The organism is Paraburkholderia sp. BL9I2N2, from assembly GCF_004339745.1.
In the GTDB taxonomy this organism is placed as follows: domain Bacteria; phylum Pseudomonadota; class Gammaproteobacteria; order Burkholderiales; family Burkholderiaceae; genus Paraburkholderia.
This window is the reverse complement of record NZ_SMGP01000001.1, coordinates 1,378,279-1,397,502: the sequence shown is the minus strand read 5'-3', so window position 1 is coordinate 1,397,502 and position 19,224 is coordinate 1,378,279. Positions and strand designations below refer to the sequence as shown.

The following is a 19,224-nucleotide window of genomic DNA, read 5'->3' as shown; positions in this document are numbered from 1 at the left end:
AACTAACTCAAGAATTGCCTCCAGGTTCTTTCCTTTCAAGACCCACTCGATCAAACGATCGTGACGTAAGCCGCTTCCATCGCCATGAGCTATGACGTTGCCCGCGAATTTCGGATCCCTTAACTGAGCGGAGATTATGCCACCCGTTGGTTCTGGGCGGCGTGCCAGTCCTGCTCGAATTGCATCGGGCTGACGTAGCCCAACGTCGAGTGCAAGCGCGAATGATTGTAGAAGCTCAACCAGTCGATTACCTCGTCCATCGCTTCGCGACGCGTTGCGAAGCGCTGGCCAAGGATGCGTGCTCGCTTGAGCGATCCCCACAGGCTTTCGGTCGGCGCGTTGTCCCAACAATTTCCTCGACGGCTCATCGAGCTGCGCATGCCGTAGCCCTTAAGCAGGTCCTGGAAGTCATGACTGCAATACTGGCTACCCCTGTCGCTATGGACGATCAGGCCCGCTTCCGGCCGGCGGCGAAACCACGCCATACGCAGCGCGTCAGACACCAGCTCCGTGCGCATGTGTGGCTGCATCGACCAACCCACCACCTGACGGCTGAACAGGTCGAGGATGACCGTCAGGTACAGCCAGCCCTCGTCAGTCCAGAGGTACGTGATGTCCGTACTCCAGGCCTGATCGGGGCGAGCAGGCGAGAAATCGCGTTGCAGCAGGTTCGGCGCGACCGGCAGGTTGTGGTTGCTGTCGGTGGTGGCCTTGAAGCGGCGTTTGGTCTTCGCCTTGATGCCATGCAGCTTCATGAGCCGCTGGACACGATCCTTGCTGACGCGAATGCCCTGGGCAAGCAGCTTCTTCCACACCCGCGGCCAGCCGTACTCGCCTTTGGATTCAGCGTGCACGGCCTTGATGTGGACCAGCAGGGCGTCGTTGCTGATACGTCGGCGCGGACGCTCCGTATCGACGTCCCGGGCCTTGCGGGCATGGTAACCGCTGGGGCTGACACCCAGCACCTGGCAGGTCAGGGAAACCGGCCATTGTCGGCTGTGAAGTTCAATCCAGGCGTACTTCAATCCGACACCTTTGCGAAGTACGCCGTGGCTTTTTCCAATATGTCGCGCTCCATCTTCACGCGTGCCAACTCCGCGCGCAGCCGGGCAATCTCCATCTGTTCGGGAGAAACCTGCTTGCCTGCGCCGTTCAGCTTGCCAGCGGCATCGGCCTTAACCCAGTTGTGCAGCGTCTTCGGGCTAATGGCTAGTATCTTTGCCACCGCCGCCATGCTCTGGCCGCTGCGGACCATGCGCACGGCTTCTATCATGAATTCCTGCGTGTACCGTGCTCTCGGATTACCCATCTTTCCTTCCTCCTCGCGTGAGTTTTACACACTCAGCAAGGGATCCATTTTTTACGGGCAAGCTCACACTTTTATTGCCCTTCAAAAGCGTGGCCCTCAGATCTTCGGAGATGACCATGGCCGTCATGGCGCGAGCCGTTCGATATGGTCTTCGCCAAACTTCGCGATATCGGGCTTTCACGTAACCTGCTCGCCGTATGATGCCCACATCCGCTTGTTGTGGAACGACCACGATATAGAAACTGAATTTGACGCTCGCCGACGTTTCGCAAGGTCGCGACCATATTGTCGATGAATATGCAATTAAGTGTAACAACAATGCATCTCTCTCGACCAGCAAAGCTGTATTGATGTCGCCGTGCCGTCCGTCGTCTCACGGTATCCCCTGCGGTCGTCCATTGCGGGCAGTCGAACTCCGTGGATAATCGGCCACAGCAAGTGCAATACGGAGCCGAGCGAAATGGACCAGGTAATGCGCATGAAGGATGTCGTGAAAAAGATTGGCCTGTGCCGGGCGACCATCTATGCAATGATCAGCCGCGGAGAATTCCCCCGGCCTATCCGCATCGGAGAACGTGCAACAGGCTGGCGCGAGTCGGAACTGGAGGCGTGGCTTGCGAACCGCACTGAAGCAAGGGAGCGGTCGGCGTCGACGCTACCATCGGGCCGCTGATTTGCCGCTTGCAAGATCAAGAGCCCACTGCCAGCATCGTGCCACGGCATCCCGACGCGCCACACCGGCAGACATAGCTGGGCGTCGCTTCTTCGTCTGTTGGATCTGCAATGGCCAACTGGCAGTCAAGAAACAGTTCCTCACCGGGCGTGACCGCAGTCGACGCATGAATGTACACGCGGTCTTCGATTTCGATCGCCTCGCAATTGGCGTTGCATGAGTGATTGAGCCAGCGCGCGCTGTTTCCCCGACGCCCGCCGTCAATGACGCGTCCGTCCGACAGCCCGAAGAAATACGTGTGGCCGGCGGTGCCGGTGCTTCCATGCTGCCTGAGGGCGGCTGTCCACCTGATCGTCTCGCCCTTGTATTCGATAATTCGAACGCCGGCTTCGAGTGCCCGTCATGCGAACACGTCACGCCCATGCACGGGCGAGCGTCGAACCACTACATGTCGGCGAATGACCTGTCTGTCCTCTTTTTTCATGGCCAAAGTATAGGGCGACAGATTGCGATCTACGTGTACTTCTTGAAGTACTTCGCCATGTTCCATACCGCGATCACAATCATGATCGACACCGGCCAGAAAAGCAGCCAGATCGGCAGCCGTACCGGCGCGACGAGCCAGATGACCGCAGTCAACGGGATCACGCCGAACGTCAGAAAGCGTTTCGCGTGATGGTAACGGGTCGCCGACTCGTGTCCGCCCTGCGCGCGCCTCACGTGTCGCGCCGCCAGACCGTCGGCCACGGCAACAGCAATCGCGAGCACGAACTGCGGAATCGTCATTGCGAGCATCGCGATGCGAACGCCGAAGAGCTTGATCCCGTACATTGCCACCATGAGCGCCTCGCGCGTCGCCCCGGAAAACGCCGGTTGCAGGTAGGACCCCAAACCATGCGAAGGCAGGACGCCTGCCTCCCATGCCCGCGCCGACGCATCGACGCCGGTCCAGCCGAACCAGCCCCAGTACGCGGCGTCCGCCGCCCACGCAGCCAGCCCGGGATCGGTCGTCTCGCTCAGGTAATAGCGAAGCAGCGCCTGCATCCCACCCACCGGGTCATCGCGCCACAGCGTTTGCGCCGTGGCGAGATCCGCCAGCACCGCGAGGATGCTGGCGAGCAGCAGCCAGAGGACAACGTGGATCGCCAGATCGACGATCCAGAAGAAAGACTTCACACCATCGGCATTACCGTCGCGCGTTTTCGCCGCCATGGTCGCTCGTCTATCGTCAGAACCCGGCACCCTTGCCCTGCACCGTCCACGGTCCAGAGATCGGTGCGGGCGTACCGGCATCCGCGTGGACCGGCATGAAGCTGCCTACGGCGCCGCCAATAGCATCGGGCGACACACCTCCTGCCTCGTCGAACGGCGACACCGCCTGGACATAGGACGCATAGCGGGATCGCATGTCTGCCACCACGTCGTCCAGCCCCGGCAGCATGATCGGGTCATGCGCGTCGAGCAGCGGCAGCCGCACCTTGACCAGCTGGCCGCCCTCGATGAGCGCGAACGCCTGGCCCTTGGGCAACTGCGTCAGATCAGATGCCTGCAGCATCGGTACCTGTCGTACCGAGATCTGGTCGTGTGTCTGCGCCGTGAAATGCACGCCCTCGCCGTGCCTTACCGCATCCGTCGCGGACGACGCAAGCGTCAGTGATTTCACATCGACCATCGGGAGCTGGTCGGTCAGAATCTTCGCGGTCGTGACGTACTTCACCCGCAGCATCACGACCGTATTGAAGTTCCCGAAAATCTGTTCGGCCTTCGCCCTTGAGCCGATCCTGGCTTCAAGATCAGCGCTCGTCTGCGTGTAGGCGGTGACCTGATAACCGGCGCCGCCCGCCTTGTTGACCAACGGCACGAATTCGTCGCCGACCAGTTCGTTGAACTCGTCCGCATGGATCGAGACGCGCCGCCGGCCGCCTGCCGTGCTTTGCCCATAGCCATGCCCGTACTTGTAGATGCGGCCCGCGGTCGACGTCAGGTCCGCGAACATCGCATTGCCGACCACGCCAGCCACCTCGAAATCCGACAACGCGTCCAGTCCGACATACACAATCCCGCCGCGATCCATCACGCGATTCCAGTCGAACACGGGACGCGGATCGTGGGGATCATCATAGTCGGGCGACAGGAGTTCTGATGTGCGACCTGTGGTGAGCTTTTCCAGGAGCGGATACAGCGACGACACGAGCTTGTCGAAATACGAGCGTTCGTTGCTGATGACCGACAGCAGGCCATTGGCGATCGGATCGGTCCAGCCCTGCTGCCGGATCAGGTTCGCCACCTGCAGCACTTCCTGGTTGCGCTGCAGGCGCATCGCCTGCTTCGCCTCTTCCTTGTCCAGCGGCTCGAGCCCGTCCTCCCATCCCGGGTAATCACGATCGAGCCAGAAGCGGAAGTACCGTAACGCGAGCCCGTCGATGTTCACCGCGTTCCGGTAAATCATCTCGTAGGTTGGGCGAATCCCGAGCGCACTCATCGCCCGGGCCATTACGTTCACGAAACGCCAGACAAAGTCGCGAAATGCAGCGGACTGCCCCTCCTTCGGCAGATTGCCGGCAATGCGCGTGGCAACCTCGGTGATCCGCGAATACGTGCCGATCGGGCTATAGCGCGCCGACCTGTCGGGATAGCCGAGGTGGAAGAACGTGAACTCGCTCTCCCGCCCGCAACGTTTCGCTTCCGCATACATGCGCAGCAGCAGGTCGACGTCGCCCTTCGGATCGAACACGATCACGACGTCACCGCGGCGGATGTCCTGGGCCACCAGCACCTCGCACAGGCGGGTCTTGCCCACGCGCGTTGTCCCAAGCACGGCCATGTGCCCCACACGCTCGGCCATGTCGAACCAGATGGCCCGCTCGTCCGGTTCGACGCCATGCAGCGCGGGGTCTCCTCCAACTGGCGGCAACGGCGCGACGGGATTCCACCGTGCCTCACGGCGGGTCACCTGTGCAATCCGGCTACCGGGATAGCGGCGCTCATGGTCCCGCGCCCGGTCGTACAGGTCATTGCGGGCAAGCAGCCGGCGATTTTCGGGAAAACGGGCCTGATAGAGCCGCTGCGTGTGAATAACGCTCCAGCGAAAGCCGCGTCCGAGGAACACCTCCTTCGCGGAGCACGGAATGTCGGCTGCGGGGATCACGTACTGCGGCAAGCGGCGAAGATTGCGCTGGAAGCGGATCAGCCGCCACGCCTGTCGCCCGCGAACGTAGGCGAGTGACAGCAGCGCGAGGGTCGTGACGCCGCCCGTCGCGGGCGTGATGAGAAAGAGTGCCGGGTGGGACCAAAGGATGCCGGTCGCAGCGAGCGCCCCAATGGAGGACACCAGTTCGACGGGCCTGCGAAAGAAGTTCTCGACCGGATACGCCATCGCCGTCGCCCCGGTGCCTCGTTACGCCTCAGACGACCGAGGTGAATCGGCGTCTTGCGCTACGACCGCCTTCTGCTTCGACTGGATCATCACGTTCGGCGGCGGCACGGGACTGAAGAACCGCTCAGGCTCCGGAACGAGCATCGCAGATAACTGACGGCCGCCGGCGCCCTTGATGGTGTAGTGGAGCAGATAGGAGCGCCCCGCGCCGCCCGCATCGGCGGTCACCGGATAGCCGGACTTCTGGAAATCACGCTGGACCTGCTTCCACGGTTCCGGGGTTGCGCCATCTTCCGCCAGCGTCTGTTCGATCGCGTCGGGATGAGCCTGCGCGAAATCGCGGAAGATCGCGGGCGTCACCAGCAGCATACCCTCCGGCACAAAATGTACACGGGCCATCGATTCGTTGTACGGCAACCCGCCATTGGCAACCCCCTCCTGCACCCAGGCCATGAACCGTTCGGCATTTGGCCGCGGCTGCCGGGCACCCGCCCGGGAGGCAATGGATCGCGACGGAACCCGCGCCTTCTCGCGCGGGCGAACCGGGGCGCTCACCAGATCCGGTACGAGTGCAGGATCTCTTCTCCCGTCGCGATCAACGATTTCATCGTTCAGCACGGCGGCGCTCTCTGCGTCCGGCAGATAAGCCTGCTCACGCTCGTTCATGGACGGCGTGCCGGCATCGAACGCAGCGCTCTCCTGCGGGTCGGGCAAGTCATCGGCCGCGACTGGCGACGACGTTTGCGGGCCAAGCTCTGCGTGTGCTTCAGTCACGCCCTCATCAGTGAGCTCGACACATTCAGCTGTCGGGTTCGGCACAGCGCCCACTTCGATAACCTGAACCGAGGCCGCCGGTAGCGCACGCGGATAGCGAGCCGGATCGGCGTAGAGCCGATCGAGCGGAAAGCGCAGGACCGTGAACGTTTGCTGCCAGGCACCAATCGTCACTGTGATGGTCCAGATGGCGCCGCCTTCCGGCGTCGGCACCAGCGCACCGTATTCCTGCCACGTGTCGAAGAGCCGGTTGTTGTCCGACGGGATGCCAGCCGCGCCGCGCTGTTGCTCTTCATGCGACGCGACGTAAGTGCGGACAGCCTCGGCCAGCGTTTTCGCCACGCACCACAGCGATTCGCCGTCGCAATAGCCGGTGGCTCCCGCACGGTTAAGCGGCACGCCGCCCTCGGCCAGAAGCCGTCGCAGCCCTTCCATCAACCGCTCGATCAACGGAACCGCGCGCGCCGTCGCAAACCGCGTACGGGGACCGGCGAGCAGGTTTTCCGCTACCGAGCGGCGATCCGCATCGCCGACGATCTTCGCCAGCGCGCTGTCTTTCGAGCTGGTCTCGCCGGATAGGTAGGCAGCTAGTTCATGCAGCACCGGCGGATACTGGGCCAGCCAGCTCAATGACGCCGGTGGCACGACGCGCTGCAGCAGCACGATGGCAAGACGCGAATGGGCGCCGTAATCGCGCTCGCCAGGCGCCGGGAAATCCACGCGATACCACTCGCCACCCTGCCCGTTCATGCTGCCGGCCATCGGCACCCAGGGACGGAGTTCGTGCCTGCAAACCAGTTCGACCTTCAGATCCGCGAGCGGCTTGCCTATGTCGTGCAGCAGCGCGCCGACCAGGACCGCATAACTGCACCGCGCTCCGTGCTGCATCTGGTCTTCGGGACTCGCCCCCAGCGGCAGCCGGTACCCCTCACGGAAATGCAGCGCATAGCGCGCCACCTCGAGCAGGTGAATCAGCAGGCCGCCCGGTTGCGCGTGATGATGCGATTCCGATGCGGGCAGGAGCTGCACGAATTCCGTGAGCCGCTGCAGCAACGGTTCGAGGTCGCGCTTCTCGCTGTCGAAAGACAGACCCAGACTGCTGGCGATACGCTGGACTGTCCCCTCAACACCGGTTCGCTGAATCAGCTCACGGTATCCCAGTACCGGCAGGTATTGCGGCGAAGGCGGCACGCTGCGCCTGACAGGCTGCGCGGGCGGCGCAGCCGGAGGCAGCGGCGGAGTCGCATGCACCGTCGCTTGTTGCAACTTCAACCAGTCAAGGGCATTGGCAAAAGCCATGTGGGGTTTCCGGCTGAACGGGAGAACGGGATCAGCCTCGGTCGTGAGGCCTCGCGAAAGGTCGCCATGGTTGAACGGTACGCATCGCGCTGCTGGAACCGACGCAAATAACTGCGCGACGGGATGCCGCACCGCGCAGTCATACTGCTCCACAGATGGTCTCACTTGCGAGCCGCCGGCCGGTCCTTTCCCGGCCTTCTGCGGCAAAGGCCGCAGCGTCTTTCTCTCTTGCAGCAGAACCCCTTTTTTGCCCTTCGCCGTTTGCGCCTTTGAGCGGGTGATGCGATTCATCCCAGCATCACCCGCGGCCTTTGGATTGGGCCCTTCCCTTTACGCGTCCTTCATTCCCCTTGCCTTTCCAGCTTTCTTGCAACGCCTTTATCCCGCAATGGACAGCACGCGCGCTGTCGGCTCCGTTCATTGGCCCCGTCAAAAAATGACGGCGCGAGCCGCAGCGCTTTGCTGCTGGCATTCCGGCCATACCGGCACCTGCGCTGCCTACAGTGAAGCCGTCAGTCCTTCCCCCTGGACTGACGCGCGCTGTTGACCTGCCGGGCTGCGCCCCGCTCCCGGCAGGTTCTTTTTCGCAGATTCTTTTTCGCAGCTTCTGTTTCCTTCAGGCAACCCCAACCGGATGAGGTCAACGTGAAGCGGGTCCCGATGATGTCCCTGTGCACATTGCTCGTTGCAGCGACCAGCCGCGCCGACTGCATCGACGATGCCGCGCGGTTCCATTACGTCAACGTCCAGCTGGTACGCGCGATCGCCACCATCGAATCGGGACAGCGCGCGGGTGTCGTCCATCTGAATGATGACGGCACCACCGACATTGGGCTGATGCAGATCAACAGCCGGTGGCTCGTGACGCTCTCGCGCTTCGGCGTCTCGCGCGCAGGCCTCCATGACGGCTGCACCAATGCCTATGTCGGCGCATGGATCCTGTCGCAGGACATCCATCGCCTCGGACTCACATGGGATGCCATCGGTGCGTACAACGCCGGCACACGCGAGAAGCGCATTGCCTATGCGCGACGCGTCTACCGCGAATTGCGCCTGGCTCCGGCACCCGTGGCTCAGCCGCAGGAAGCCGTGACCGCCAGGCATTCCAGCTCGAACTTCATTGCCCGGCTTTTTGAACCCATCGCATGGGGGAACGCGCAATGAGCCGGGTCACGTACGAATACGCGATCGAGGTACTGAACGATTACCTCGGCCCGCTGCAACCGATGCTCGCCGATCCCGACGTGCAGGAAATCATGGTCAACCGCGCGGACACCATTTTCGTCGAGCGCAACGGCATCATCTCGTTTGTGGCCCGGTGCGACCTGAATCCTGACGCGCTCGATCGCGCGATCACGATCCTCGCCAACGTCAATGCGAAAGCGCAGACCCCACTGCTCGATGCGCGGCTGCCCGGCCTTCGTCTTGCCGCAGCCCGCCAGCCGGTCGCCATTCACGGCGATATGCTGTCGATCCGAAAGCACGCGCGCCGCCGCATCGGTCTGGCCGACTACGTGCGCAGTGGCGCGTTAGACGTACTGCCTGCCGCGCAGCGCGCCTTCTCCCCGCGCCGCAATGCGGCCCTGCTCGACCGGCTGTCAGGCGGTGGTGCCGCGTTGTGCGAGTTCTTCCAGTGGGTCATGCGTGAGCGGATCAATGTCGCATTTTCGGGCGGCACTTCGTCCGGCAAGACCACGTTGCTCAACGCGATGATCGATGCGATGCCGGCAAGCGACCGGATCGTTACCATCGAGGATACAGCGGAGCTTCAGGTCCACGCGCCGAACCACGTGGGCCTGGAAGCCAACCTCGGCATCACCATCCGCGATCTCGTGCGCTTCTCGCTGCGCATCCGCCCCGACCGGATCATCGTCGGCGAAGTGCGCGGCGCTGAAGCCTTCGACCTGATGGAAGCGCTCAACACGGGACACCCCGGCTCCATCGTGTCGTTTCACGCTGACTCGGCTGACACGGCACCCGCGCGACTCGAATCGCTCATCCGCATGAGTGACGAGGGGCGCCTGATGAGCATCGCCGACCTGCGCCAGAAGATTGCCTCGACGTTCCGATTCTTCGTGCATGCCGAGCGGCAGGGCGCGATACGCGGCCCCGTCGAAATCCGCGAAGTGCTCGGCGTCGAGCACGACCGTTACCGCACGCGCTGTCTCTTTTCCCGCTACGCCGATGTCGAGGAGGCAGCCCATGCCTGAAACCACCCATACCTCCCGGGGCGTGATTGCCATGCGCCGCGCGGTCTCCCCTGCCGTCGGCTGGTGTCGCGCAGTTCGCACAGCGTGGCGAAGTCTTGTGCTGCTCCATGAACGTCCCATCCGGGCAGTCCTCACTGCGTTGTGGCTTGGCTCGATCCCGGTTATCGCTCATGCGGGCATCTGGAACGGTGGCCTGTGCACCGTCTATCAGGACGTGCTCGACAACGAGCTGCTGGAAGTCGTGTCCCTCTCCGCACTGGTCGGCTCGATCGTGCTGTGGCTGCTCGACGATGGTCGCAGCAACATCAAGACGCACGTACTGCGCGGGGTGCTCGGCACGCTTGCGATTCTCAACATGCCGCTGCTGTGGGCACAGGTCTTCAACCATGGCGCGGCCTGCACCGGCACGCTCTGACGGACACCTCTGAGGACACACGCAATGGACGCACAGCACGCCGATCAACGCGCGGACAGCGAACCGGACAATCCGCTCGCTGCACGCATCCGCAAGACGATGCTCGAACAGTTCCTGCTGCTCGGCATCGACCGTCGCTGGTGCATCGCACAGGGTGCCATCGTGATCACGTTTGCCGCCGGTATGCGCAACGCGTGGGTGCTGCTCGCGGTGCTGGTGACGCACCCGGTGCTGTGGCTTGCCGTGCGGCGCGATCCGGACCAGATCCGCTGCTACACCAAATACAGCCGCCAGGGCGATTACTACGAACCGCGCCATCTCCTGCGCCAGAAGGTCAACGCGCGCCCGAAAGGCTTTGCGCGAGGGTTGCCATGCTGAAGTCCGCCTTTGCACGCTCCCCGTTCGACAGCGAATCGCTGGCCCGCGTTGCACGACGCACTGATGGCGATCGGCGCTCGACCGCCGAACTGGTGCCGTGGCTCTTCCGCTTTAGCGACGCGCTCGTCGTCAACAAGGACTCAGCGTTGATGGCGACGTACGCGTTTTCAGGACCCGACGCCGATGCGCTGTCGACGGGCCACATCCTCGAACTGATGGACAACCTTGTCACGTCCCTGCGCGACACGGCGCGCCGTCCGGTCACGATGTGGTGGACCGTCCACCGCCGGCGCAGCGCGCAGTATCTCAGCGCACCGATGCCGGATCCGGTTTCACAGCAGGTGGACGACGCCCGACGGGCAACGTTCGAGCAGGCTGCGAACTATACAAACCGTCACTACGTGACCTTCACGCTGGCGCCCGAGGTCGGCATCGATCGCTTCGCGGGCAAGGTCTCGCACGGGATGACGCGCGACGGGCTTCCCGTCGCCCGGTCGCTGATGCAGGCCGTGCGCGGCACGTTCTCGGACCAGTACCTGTTCGCGTACACCGCCTCGGAACTTGCGACCGTCGTCGAAACGTTCGAGCACATCCTGTTTGGCTTCGTGGCCGGCAACCCGCGCCTCGCCTGCCGACGGCTGTCCGGCGACAGGTTGGGTGCCTTCATGCACGCCTGCGGCTCGCCCGCCAGCGATCATCTGCAGGCCGTGCCGGTCCCCGACATTCCTGCGCTCGACGTCGCCATGTGCGATACCGAAGTGCGGCCCGGCCACGACTACCTCCATTTCTACGCTGGCGGTCGCCAGCGCTTCGGGATCGCAGCAGGCATTCCAGGCCGCCGTGACTTCTGGCCGGACAGCGTTCTGCCGACCAGTCTCGACGGCCTGCTCAAGGTACCGGGCGAGGTAACCATCAGTCACTGCTTCCGGGTCACATCCCCTTCTGCCACGATGCGCTTCATCGACGGCGTGCGCCGCTATCACGAAGGACGCCGGCTCGATACGCGATCGCTCCTTGCCGCCACGCTGCGCGGCGGCGACATGTCTGGTGCGCGGCAGAACCAGGCACGTTCGGCGGCGGCCGACGAAGCCAACCGCCGCGCCGGCAAGGTCGAGATGGCTGAAGAGCTGTACGGGTACTACAACCTGTCCGTGCTGTCGTACTCGCCAGTATTCGAGACAGGGCCGTTCGATGATGGCCACGCCGCTGACGCGGCATGGACCCAGGCCGTGGCCACCCACAAGGCAGTAGAGGAAGCGCTGCGCGCAGCGCACTTCACGCCGTTGCGCGAAACCCTTCACGCCCTTTCTGCGTTCGCAACCACGATTCCCGGCATGTGGCGCGAATGTGCGCGATGGTCGTTCATCGACACGGAAGCCCTTTCCCGCCTGCTGCCGCTGCGCGGTGTCTCGGACGGCCACCGCATCAACGCGCATCTGACAAAGGAAACCGGCGTGCTTTGTCCCGCGCTGGCTGCGTTCCCAACGGAGTTCGGCACACCCTACTGGTTTACCGGCTTTCTGGGTGATGTCGGGCACATGCTGGTATGTGGGCGCACCGGCTTCGGCAAGACGATCTTCATGCTGCTGTGCGCGACGCTCTTTCGCAAGTATCCGAACGCCCGGCTCTATGGCTTCGACAAGGATCTGTCGATGCGCATCCCGACGATCCTGCAGGGTGGTCGCTACATGCATTTCGACAGCGAGGCGGGAGACGTCCGCAGCGACGAGCGTGCGCAGATGAATCCGCTGGTGCTGCTGGCTGATCAGCGGCATCTCGAATTCCTCGTCGAATGGGTCGTACTGCTCGTGCAGCAACGCGGCACGTATCGCGTGAGCGCCGGCGACCGGCGCGAGCTGGAAACGGCATTCGCCGCGGTTCGTAGCCGGGGCAGCCGCACCGACCGGCGGCTCTGGCGACTGGGCACGGTCCACGCGTCATTGCCGGCAGGGCCGCTCGCGGACGAACTGGCGCTGTGGGTCGGCGGGGCCGTGCACGCCCACTACTTCGACAATGTCGACGACAGCTTCGATGACGCGCACTGGGTCTCGATGGCAACTGACCGGATTCTCGCGAGCCCGGTGATCGCACGGCCATTCCTGTCGTACGTCACCTACCGCATCCAGGATTCGCTCGAGCAGCGACGCGCGAACGGCGTGATCGGCCCGACGCTCGTGATGCTGCCCGAGATCTGGAACCTCCTCGACGATGAGGCATTCGCCGCGCAGATCGGCAACTGGATTGTCACGATGCGCAAGAAGCTCGGCTGCGTATGGATGGATGCCCAGTCGCCCGAGCAGGTATCGTCCTCGTCCGTCTGGCCGCAGATCCGCGACAACGTACTCGTGCGCGTGTTTGTGCCCGTCGAGAACTTTACGCCCTCCGCGAAGACCGCCTACCAGCGCGACTTCGGCCTGTCCGACGGTCAGATCCGCACGATCCAGAAGCTCGTCGCAAAGCGCGACTACTTCATCGCCGAACAGGGTGGCGCGTCGCGGCGCATTTCGGTGCCGCTCGATCCCCGCTCAATCGCAATCCTGCGCTCGGAAATGAGCGCCCAGATCGTCTTCGACCGGCATCTGCATTCGGGTTATCCGGACTGGAAGGAACGGTACACCGACGAAGCCGCAGCGCAGGCGCGCGGCGATGCAATGCCCGCGCCCGAGCCGGAGGCCGGCCATGCGTAACGCCCTGCTCGGCCGCATCGGCGCACCGGTCGTCATTTGTCTACTTGTGCACGTCAGTGCTGCCCGGGCCGGTGGCGGCATGACCGGCGGCGCCACGGAGATCACGCAACTCCTGAATCACGCGGAACTGGCTTCGTCCGTTTCGCAGCAGGCGCAGATGGTCGAACAGAACGTCCAGGCGCAGATCACGCGCCTGCAGCAGTATGTGACGATGGTCCAGAACCTGAAGCAGGTGCCGGCTTCTCTCATCGACCAGACGATCGCCCCCTACCGCACACAGATGGCGAACTTCCAGTCGCTGTCGACAGCGATCACGCAGCTGCAGCAGGCGGCGAACGCCACGAGTGGCCTGTTCGGGCGCAGCCTGTCGGAGATGAACTCGACCGGCATGTCACCGGCGCAGTGGCTGTCGGCCTACACGTCGCTTGCCTCGACGCGTGGCGGGATCTACCAGCAGCAGCTCACGCAGGACATGCAGAACCTGAACACGCTCGCCGCTCGCGCGGAGAACCTGCAGCAGATCCAGTCCCAGATTCCGAATGTCACCGGCGCCGTACAAGGGCTGCAGATGCTGAACCAGCAGTCGAACGTGCTTGCCGGCGAAATGGTGGACCTGCACGCGCTCATGCAGCGCCAGGTCGCGCAGCAGATGCAGGACCGCGCCGGCGAGGCGCAGGCCCAGGGCAATGCCGCGCAACTCGCCGCCGCGCGCGCCGCAGCGATGGGCCGGGTCAACCGGCAGGAACAGCAGACGACGCAGGGCGCGCCGGACTTCGATCTGCTGCAGAACCCGTGACCCGGAGGCGACGATGCTGCTGCGCTGGCTGATCCGCTCGCTGTGCATGACACCTGCCGAACTGCGGCTCGTCCTCGGGGGTGTACGCGCGTACCGTGGCCACCGTCAGACCATCGACGAGGAACGAGACGCGCAGTGGCGCTTCGACCGGCGGATCACGCGCAATACCCGCCTGTCCCTGCTCACAGGACTCCTGATCGTGCAGGTCGACAGCCCGCAGGTCTTTGCGGCCGGCTGGTTCGCGCTGCCGCTCGCTGCACTGCTGGCTATGGTCCGCCTCGCCGGCGGTCTGCGCTAAACGGATGTGGAATCTGAGTCATGAACGACGTCATCTCGGTCCTCAATATACTATTCGCGACGATGCAGACGAAAGGAGGCAGCCTGCAGACGCTGTTCCTGTCAGACGGTCTGGACCTGCTCGCAGCGCTCGGCCTGATCATCGCGACCTGGCACGTGTTCCTGTGGCTGCTCGAGGGCGACTTCCCCGGCTTCTTCGCGAACCTGTTTCGCCACCTGATCAGGTGCGCGGTCATCCTGGTGCTGCTCACCGCGTGGAGCACCACGGTTCATAGCTATTTCGTCGACAACATGCAAACGATGGCCTCACGCGTGTCCGGCGGCGACGGCAATCCTGGCGATCTGCTGCGTGCGCTCGTCAATGCCGCCTCGACCATCATGCAGGGCGTGCGCACCGAAGCCGCCCAGGTGTGCGAGGAGGTGCCCGATGTCACACCCGAAGGCGTTGTGATTCCGAACACCGAACATCAGGAATGCGGTGCGACGAGTGACGCAGGGGCGAACTCGGCGGGCGTGAGTTCGATCTGGACGCTCGTCAGGAACCTGCCGCTGATCCTGCTCGCGTTCCTCGCGAAAGCGCTGGCGATCATCGCGATCACGCTCATGACGTTGATCTTCGTCGTGGTTGTGCAGTTCGGCTCGTTCCTGCTCGACATTGCCTTCTGCCTCGGACCGGTCCTGATTCCCTGGTATGTGCTGCCTGCCGGTGAATTCCTCTTCGATGGCTGGCTCAGGTTCACGATCTCCGCAGGCCTCTTCAAGGTGGTGGCCTGGCTGATGATGGCGATCGTCTACAGCGGCGTGCTGCCCGGCATCCAGAGCCTCGTGCAGCAGACGGCGATGCAAAGCGGCACAAACAGTGACGCATACTACGCGACGAACTACCTTGCGATGCTCGCGCTTGCGCTCGTCTGCGGTGTAGGGGCTTTCATGATGTGGCAGGTGCCGGACATCGCGAAGTCGCTTGTCTCAGGCGGCGCTGGTGGTGGCTTGCGCGGCTTTGGCAAGGGTGTCATGGGGAACAAGTTGACGCCCAACGTATTGAAATGAGATCAGTGATGCCTACTTTCGTTTTGATGACTCGCATAGTACGCATTCCAGGACGCATCTGCATCTCTGAGATGCTGCTCGTCTGCCTCCCGAGACTGCTGCCTGTCTCGTGGCGTCCGGCTAAATGCCGCCCACGCGAGAAACCCCACTGCTCCCGCGAGCATCATCGCGACGCCGAAATGCTGCGCGCCGACCTGATACAGGAGGAACGCGGCAAACAGGAAAACTGGCAGCACGAAATACAGCAGGATGATCCTGAGTCTGGCCATGGCTGCACCCGCGCAGCAAGTGAACTGGGTTTCAGTCTAGCACCGCACGCGCGGGCCTGCGCGGAGGCATGAGCGATGGATGAACAGATGCCACCGTCGCGTCCGTCCCGTTCAGACCCGGCCGCCCCTGCCGGCACTGATCTCTTCGCGCCGCCCAACACCGGAGAGGCCGTGGCCGCATGGTTCGCTGCATTTCAGCGGCCCGTGTGGGAAAAGCGCCTCGCCATCAAGGTCGCCGCTGCTTTCGCGCTGATTGCAGCCGGCGAATGCGCAGCACTGATCGTCCAGAGTGCGCATAGTGGTCCGCGTCCGTATTTTGTCGAGCATGATGAAAAGAGCGGCGCGGTGTGGGTCTCGGACCGTTACGCCGAAACGTATTCAGTGACCGCGGCCAACAGGCGCTATTTCCTGGTGAAATGGGCCTCACGCGTGTTCACGATCGAGGCCGACAGCCAGAACACGCTCACGCGTCAGATCCCCGCTGCGTTCGGCTGGACATCGGGTGCGGCGACGCGGGAGCTCGAAACCTGGATCACGGTGACCGATCCCGTCGCGCAGCGTGTCGTGCAGACGCCGGGGCTCACCCGTGAATTCGTCGAGAACTCCACCTCGTTCTCGCCCGATGGCCAGGTCGCGTACCTGATCTTCACACTGGTCGAGAGCGTGAACGGCAAACCATCGCGACCGAAACAGATGCTGCTCACGATCAGCTTCCTGCTCGCGCCCGAGACCCTGAAGCCCGGCGAAGAGAAGGACAACCCGATCGGCCTGCGTATCACCCATTTCAGTCTCACGCCCTACCTCGGCGTCGATCCTGGAGCAGCGCAATGAACGTCATTGCATCCGTCACATGCGTCGCGATGCTGCTCGGTGCCAGCATGGCGACGGCCAACGGGCAATCCGCGTCGTCAGCCCCGCCTGCTGCCTCGCCGCTGCCACCGGGCATACCCTCCATGGCACAGAAGCTGCCGGACCCAGCCCCCCCACATCCTGCTCCCTCGTCCTCCCGGCACCGCCGGCAAGCGGCGGCGCTTGCGGCGATCAAAGGTCCCTACCCCGCGCCTGATGACGCGTCGCTCGTCGTATACGACTACGACCCGGACTACTCGTACCCCGTGCTCGTGCGGACCAGCCAGGAAACGCATCTGGTGTTCGGACCAGACGAGGAAGTGGTGGGCGTCTATCTGTCGGATACCGGCAAGCGCTGGCTTGAGCACACCGCTCTGACGAAGCGGGATGTATTTATCGAGGCGCGCCTGCCCGGACTCGAAAATGCCGCCACCATCATCACGTCCCGCCGGCGCTACGAACTCGACCTGCGATCGTCCGATGACGGCAAGGCGTACCACCGGGTCTCGTGGCACTACCTGGGTGCCGACGCGCAGACAACGGTAGGAGAGGTCTCACCGTTTGGCATCGAATACCCGGGTAACGCACCCACGAGCAACGCTGCCGCGCGGCCGGACCGCGCGACGCCCGAAGGGCAGCCGGCATCGGACACGGCGGGGCCGGACGGCCCTCACATTGCGCTCGATCACGCGAACTTCGACTACCGCGTCGAGGGCAAAGCGCCGTTCGCGCCCGTGATCGTGTTCGACGACGGGCGGTTCACGTACCTCCAGCTTCCGCATCAAGCTGAACTGCCCGCCATCTTGCTGATGGACGACAAGGGGGAAGCTGAGATCGCGAGCTTCGTTCCACTTGGCAACGACTTCTACGAGGTCCAGCAGACCGTTCCGTATGGGTTGCTGCTCAAGCGTGGCAAGGAGGAGGTCCGGATCTTCAACGGTCAGGGCAAAGGCTGCGGACTCTTCGGCTGCGATTCAGCGCGCATGACGAACGTCTACGGGAAGCCGTGATCATGGCCGCCCCGCAACACAACGGCCACAGCGGCGCCCCGCTTACGCCCGATCCAGCGCGCCTGACGCGCGTGCGGCGCGATCTCGCGAAAGTGCTGCTAGTCGCGCTGGGCTCTGCCCTCGTCGCGATTGTGCTCGTCCACGCGCTGTCTCACCCGCACGAGAGCGCCGCCGAACGACGCGCGAGAGAGCAGCTCGATGCTGAGGCGCGGCAGCCCAGGGCGTCGCCGGATGCGCTACGCAAGCGGCTGGAGGACCAGCGCAATCTCGCGATGGCCCGAGCAGGAAACGAAACGGCCAGCGCCCCGCTTGGCGGCACGCCGCTTGACGGTATCCCCAAAGGTGCACCCGGCGAAGACGCAGGTCCCCTTCCCCCCAGCTATCACACTTCCAGCCAGTCGGCGGCGAACCGCGATGCCGATCGTCTCGCCCTTCAACGGCAGATCGAAGCGATGCAGAGCCAGTCGCTCGTTGCGTACGAAGACACGACGCGCGGCACCCAGGACGCAGCGGCACGGGCAACCAGTGTCCAGGACCCGGATCGTCCTGCAGGCCGCCTGGCAAACCTTCCGGAACAGTCTGACGCCGCCGCTCAGACGATCCATGGCGCGCCTGACACAGCGTCGTCTGCGTTACAGCAGGCAAGCGTCGCGAGCGGCATTGACCGACGCAACGCGGACTGGCTGAAACAGCAGTCAGACACGGCTGACGATGAGAAACCATTGGTCCCAGTCCCGCTCAGGTCACCGTACATGGTACTGGGCGGCACGCCCATTCCCACGGTCATCCTGCAGGGCGCAAAAAGCGACATGCCAGGCGTCTTCCGCGCGATGGTCGACCGCGACATCTATGACAGCATCGACGGCACCTGCAAGCTCATCCCGAAGGGCACGCGCATTCTCGGCCGGACCAACAATGACGTGGCGATCGGCCAGGACCTGATGCTCATGGCCGCCACCCGGATGATTTTCCGTCACGCGACGATGCGCCTCGACGGCCTGACCGGCAACGATCCCGACGGCGAGGCGGGTGCCAGTGCCGACGTCAACAACCACTTCTTCCGGATCTTCGGCTCGACGTTCCTGATCGCAGGCGTCGCCGCCTGGATCGGCCACAACCAGAACCAGTCGAACGGCACGACAATCAACGTCAACGGCGGCGTGGCGACGGACCTGTCGTCGGCCGCAGCGCAATCGCTGTCACAAACGACGCAAACCATTCTCCAGCGCAACATGAATATCCAGCCGACGCTGAAGCTCGAGCCGGGCCAGCGCATCACGTTCATCACCCAGCGGGACATGATGCTGCCACCCGGCGTCACTGACGGGAGCTGCCATCGATGAAACAAGCCACCACCCTGCTTTCTGCAACCGTCCTCCTCGCCGGCTGCCTGCTCCAGTCAGCCTGCGCCGAACCGCCGCCGATGACGGGGCCCGTCTACGACTTCGACTGGCATCTGAGCGGAGATGCCGAAGCCCGACCGTACCAGGTGTTCGACGACGGCCGGAAGATCTATCTGCAATTCGCCGATCCAAAACGCGTGCCCGCCGTTTTCGCCGACACCGCGGGCGGCCTCCTCCTTCTGCATTGGCGTGCCGATCCGCCGTACATCATCGTTGATCAAATGGAAAACGCGCTTGTATTCCGCGCCTCAGAGCGGGAAGCACGGGCGCTCCGCGCTGCGCCGTCGCGGCCACCGCAAGCCGCACACTTCGGCGCAGCCCAACCCGCGGTGCTCATGCCTGCCGCCTCGTCGGCAGACGTCAACCGCACTTCAGACGCAGCATCGGAAGACAGATAAACGCTGCCCGGTCGTGACTGTCGTGACGCTC

Annotated in this window: 18 protein-coding genes and 1 pseudogene; 13 read left to right on the top strand and 6 right to left on the bottom strand. The window is 63.7% G+C overall.

Features of this window, described 5'->3' with window-relative positions:
• Positions 1-134: 134 nt before the first annotated feature.
• Positions 135-1,309, bottom strand: a protein-coding gene (locus B0G74_RS06575) for an IS3 family transposase (protein WP_132373960.1) whose coding sequence is annotated in 2 segments (ribosomal slippage) — positions 135-1,054 and positions 1,054-1,309 — 1,176 coding nt in all. Because the reading frame shifts where the segments join, the coding sequence is not laid out codon by codon here.
• Between the two features lie 478 nt (positions 1,310-1,787).
• On the opposite strand from B0G74_RS06575, the gene B0G74_RS06565 reads away from it, so the two are divergent.
• On the top strand, positions 1,788-1,982 hold the full coding sequence (locus B0G74_RS06565) for an AlpA family phage regulatory protein (RefSeq protein WP_243658128.1): 195 nt from the start codon (positions 1,788-1,790) through the stop codon (positions 1,980-1,982).
• A gap of 16 nt (positions 1,983-1,998) precedes the next feature.
• On the opposite strand, the pseudogene B0G74_RS06560 reads toward B0G74_RS06565, so the two are convergent.
• The 4 genes and pseudogenes from B0G74_RS06560 to mobH all read right to left on the bottom strand — a co-directional run bounded on the left by B0G74_RS06560 (position 1,999) and on the right by mobH (position 7,638).
• Positions 1,999-2,466, bottom strand: a pseudogene (locus B0G74_RS06560) (SET domain-containing protein-lysine N-methyltransferase).
• Between the two features lie 29 nt (positions 2,467-2,495).
• Positions 2,496-3,194 (bottom strand): DUF4400 domain-containing protein, encoded by a 699-nt coding sequence (locus B0G74_RS06555; RefSeq protein WP_116140991.1) that lies wholly within the window; start codon positions 3,192-3,194, stop codon positions 2,496-2,498.
• Positions 3,195-3,210: 16 nt separating this feature from the next.
• The gene (gene traD, locus B0G74_RS06550; protein ID WP_128585429.1) at positions 3,211-5,358 is read right to left on the bottom strand and encodes a type IV conjugative transfer system coupling protein TraD; all 2,148 of its coding nucleotides are present in this window, start codon (positions 5,356-5,358) and stop codon (positions 3,211-3,213) included.
• Positions 5,359-5,379: 21 nt separating this feature from the next.
• On the bottom strand, positions 5,380-7,638 hold the full coding sequence (gene mobH / locus B0G74_RS06545) for a MobH family relaxase (protein ID WP_347814514.1): 2,259 nt from the start codon (positions 7,636-7,638) through the stop codon (positions 5,380-5,382).
• 438 nt (positions 7,639-8,076) lie between these two features.
• On the opposite strand from mobH, the gene B0G74_RS06540 reads away from it, so the two are divergent.
• From B0G74_RS06540 to B0G74_RS06505, 8 genes are read left to right on the top strand one after another with little or no spacing between them, the layout of a single operon-like run.
• Positions 8,077-8,595, top strand: coding sequence for a lytic transglycosylase domain-containing protein (locus B0G74_RS06540; RefSeq protein WP_132374053.1), 519 nt, complete (start codon positions 8,077-8,079; stop codon positions 8,593-8,595).
• On the top strand, positions 8,592-9,641 hold the full coding sequence (locus B0G74_RS06535; RefSeq protein ID WP_132374052.1) for an ATPase, T2SS/T4P/T4SS family: 1,050 nt from the start codon (positions 8,592-8,594) through the stop codon (positions 9,639-9,641). Before B0G74_RS06540 ends, B0G74_RS06535 begins: the two co-directional genes overlap by 4 nt.
• Positions 9,634-10,056 (top strand): hypothetical protein, encoded by a 423-nt coding sequence (locus B0G74_RS06530; RefSeq protein WP_116140981.1) that lies wholly within the window; start codon positions 9,634-9,636, stop codon positions 10,054-10,056. The genes B0G74_RS06535 and B0G74_RS06530 overlap by 8 nt, the downstream gene beginning before the upstream one ends.
• Before the next feature lie 24 nt (positions 10,057-10,080).
• Positions 10,081-10,434, top strand: coding sequence for a VirB3 family type IV secretion system protein (locus B0G74_RS06525; protein WP_243658127.1), 354 nt, complete (start codon positions 10,081-10,083; stop codon positions 10,432-10,434).
• Entirely contained in the window at positions 10,428-13,121 is a 2,694-nt protein-coding gene (locus tag B0G74_RS06520; protein WP_132374051.1) for a conjugal transfer protein TraC, read from the top strand. The genes B0G74_RS06525 and B0G74_RS06520 overlap by 7 nt, the downstream gene beginning before the upstream one ends.
• Positions 13,114-13,917 carry a conjugal transfer protein TrbJ gene (locus B0G74_RS06515; protein ID WP_243658126.1) on the top strand — a complete coding sequence of 268 codons (804 nt, stop codon included), beginning with the start codon at positions 13,114-13,116 and terminating at the stop codon, positions 13,915-13,917. Before B0G74_RS06520 ends, B0G74_RS06515 begins: the two co-directional genes overlap by 8 nt.
• A 13-nt stretch (positions 13,918-13,930) precedes the next feature.
• Entirely contained in the window at positions 13,931-14,215 is a 285-nt protein-coding gene (locus tag B0G74_RS06510; RefSeq protein ID WP_116140978.1) for a hypothetical protein, read from the top strand.
• Between the two features lie 20 nt (positions 14,216-14,235).
• Entirely contained in the window at positions 14,236-15,264 is a 1,029-nt protein-coding gene (locus B0G74_RS06505) for a type IV secretion system protein (RefSeq protein WP_116140976.1), read from the top strand.
• Positions 15,265-15,266: 2 nt separating this feature from the next.
• On the opposite strand, the gene B0G74_RS06500 is transcribed toward B0G74_RS06505, so the two are convergent.
• Complete coding sequence (locus B0G74_RS06500) at positions 15,267-15,533, bottom strand: hypothetical protein (RefSeq protein WP_116140974.1); 267 nt, start codon at positions 15,531-15,533, stop codon at positions 15,267-15,269.
• Between the two features lie 75 nt (positions 15,534-15,608).
• Here B0G74_RS06500 and B0G74_RS06495 point away from each other — a divergent pair, with 75 nt between their 5' ends.
• The 4 genes from B0G74_RS06495 to B0G74_RS06480 are packed head-to-tail and all read left to right on the top strand — an operon-like array spanning position 15,609 to position 19,193.
• On the top strand, positions 15,609-16,364 hold the full coding sequence (locus B0G74_RS06495; RefSeq protein ID WP_132374050.1) for a VirB8/TrbF family protein: 756 nt from the start codon (positions 15,609-15,611) through the stop codon (positions 16,362-16,364).
• Complete coding sequence (locus B0G74_RS06490; protein ID WP_116140970.1) at positions 16,361-17,392, top strand: TrbG/VirB9 family P-type conjugative transfer protein; 1,032 nt, start codon at positions 16,361-16,363, stop codon at positions 17,390-17,392. Before B0G74_RS06495 ends, B0G74_RS06490 begins: the two co-directional genes overlap by 4 nt.
• A 2-nt stretch (positions 17,393-17,394) precedes the next feature.
• The gene (locus tag B0G74_RS06485; protein WP_116140968.1) at positions 17,395-18,735 is read left to right on the top strand and encodes a TrbI/VirB10 family protein; all 1,341 of its coding nucleotides are present in this window, start codon (positions 17,395-17,397) and stop codon (positions 18,733-18,735) included.
• On the top strand, positions 18,732-19,193 hold the full coding sequence (locus B0G74_RS06480; RefSeq protein WP_116140966.1) for a TrbG/VirB9 family P-type conjugative transfer protein: 462 nt from the start codon (positions 18,732-18,734) through the stop codon (positions 19,191-19,193). Before B0G74_RS06485 ends, B0G74_RS06480 begins: the two co-directional genes overlap by 4 nt.
• Positions 19,194-19,224 lie beyond the last annotated feature (31 nt).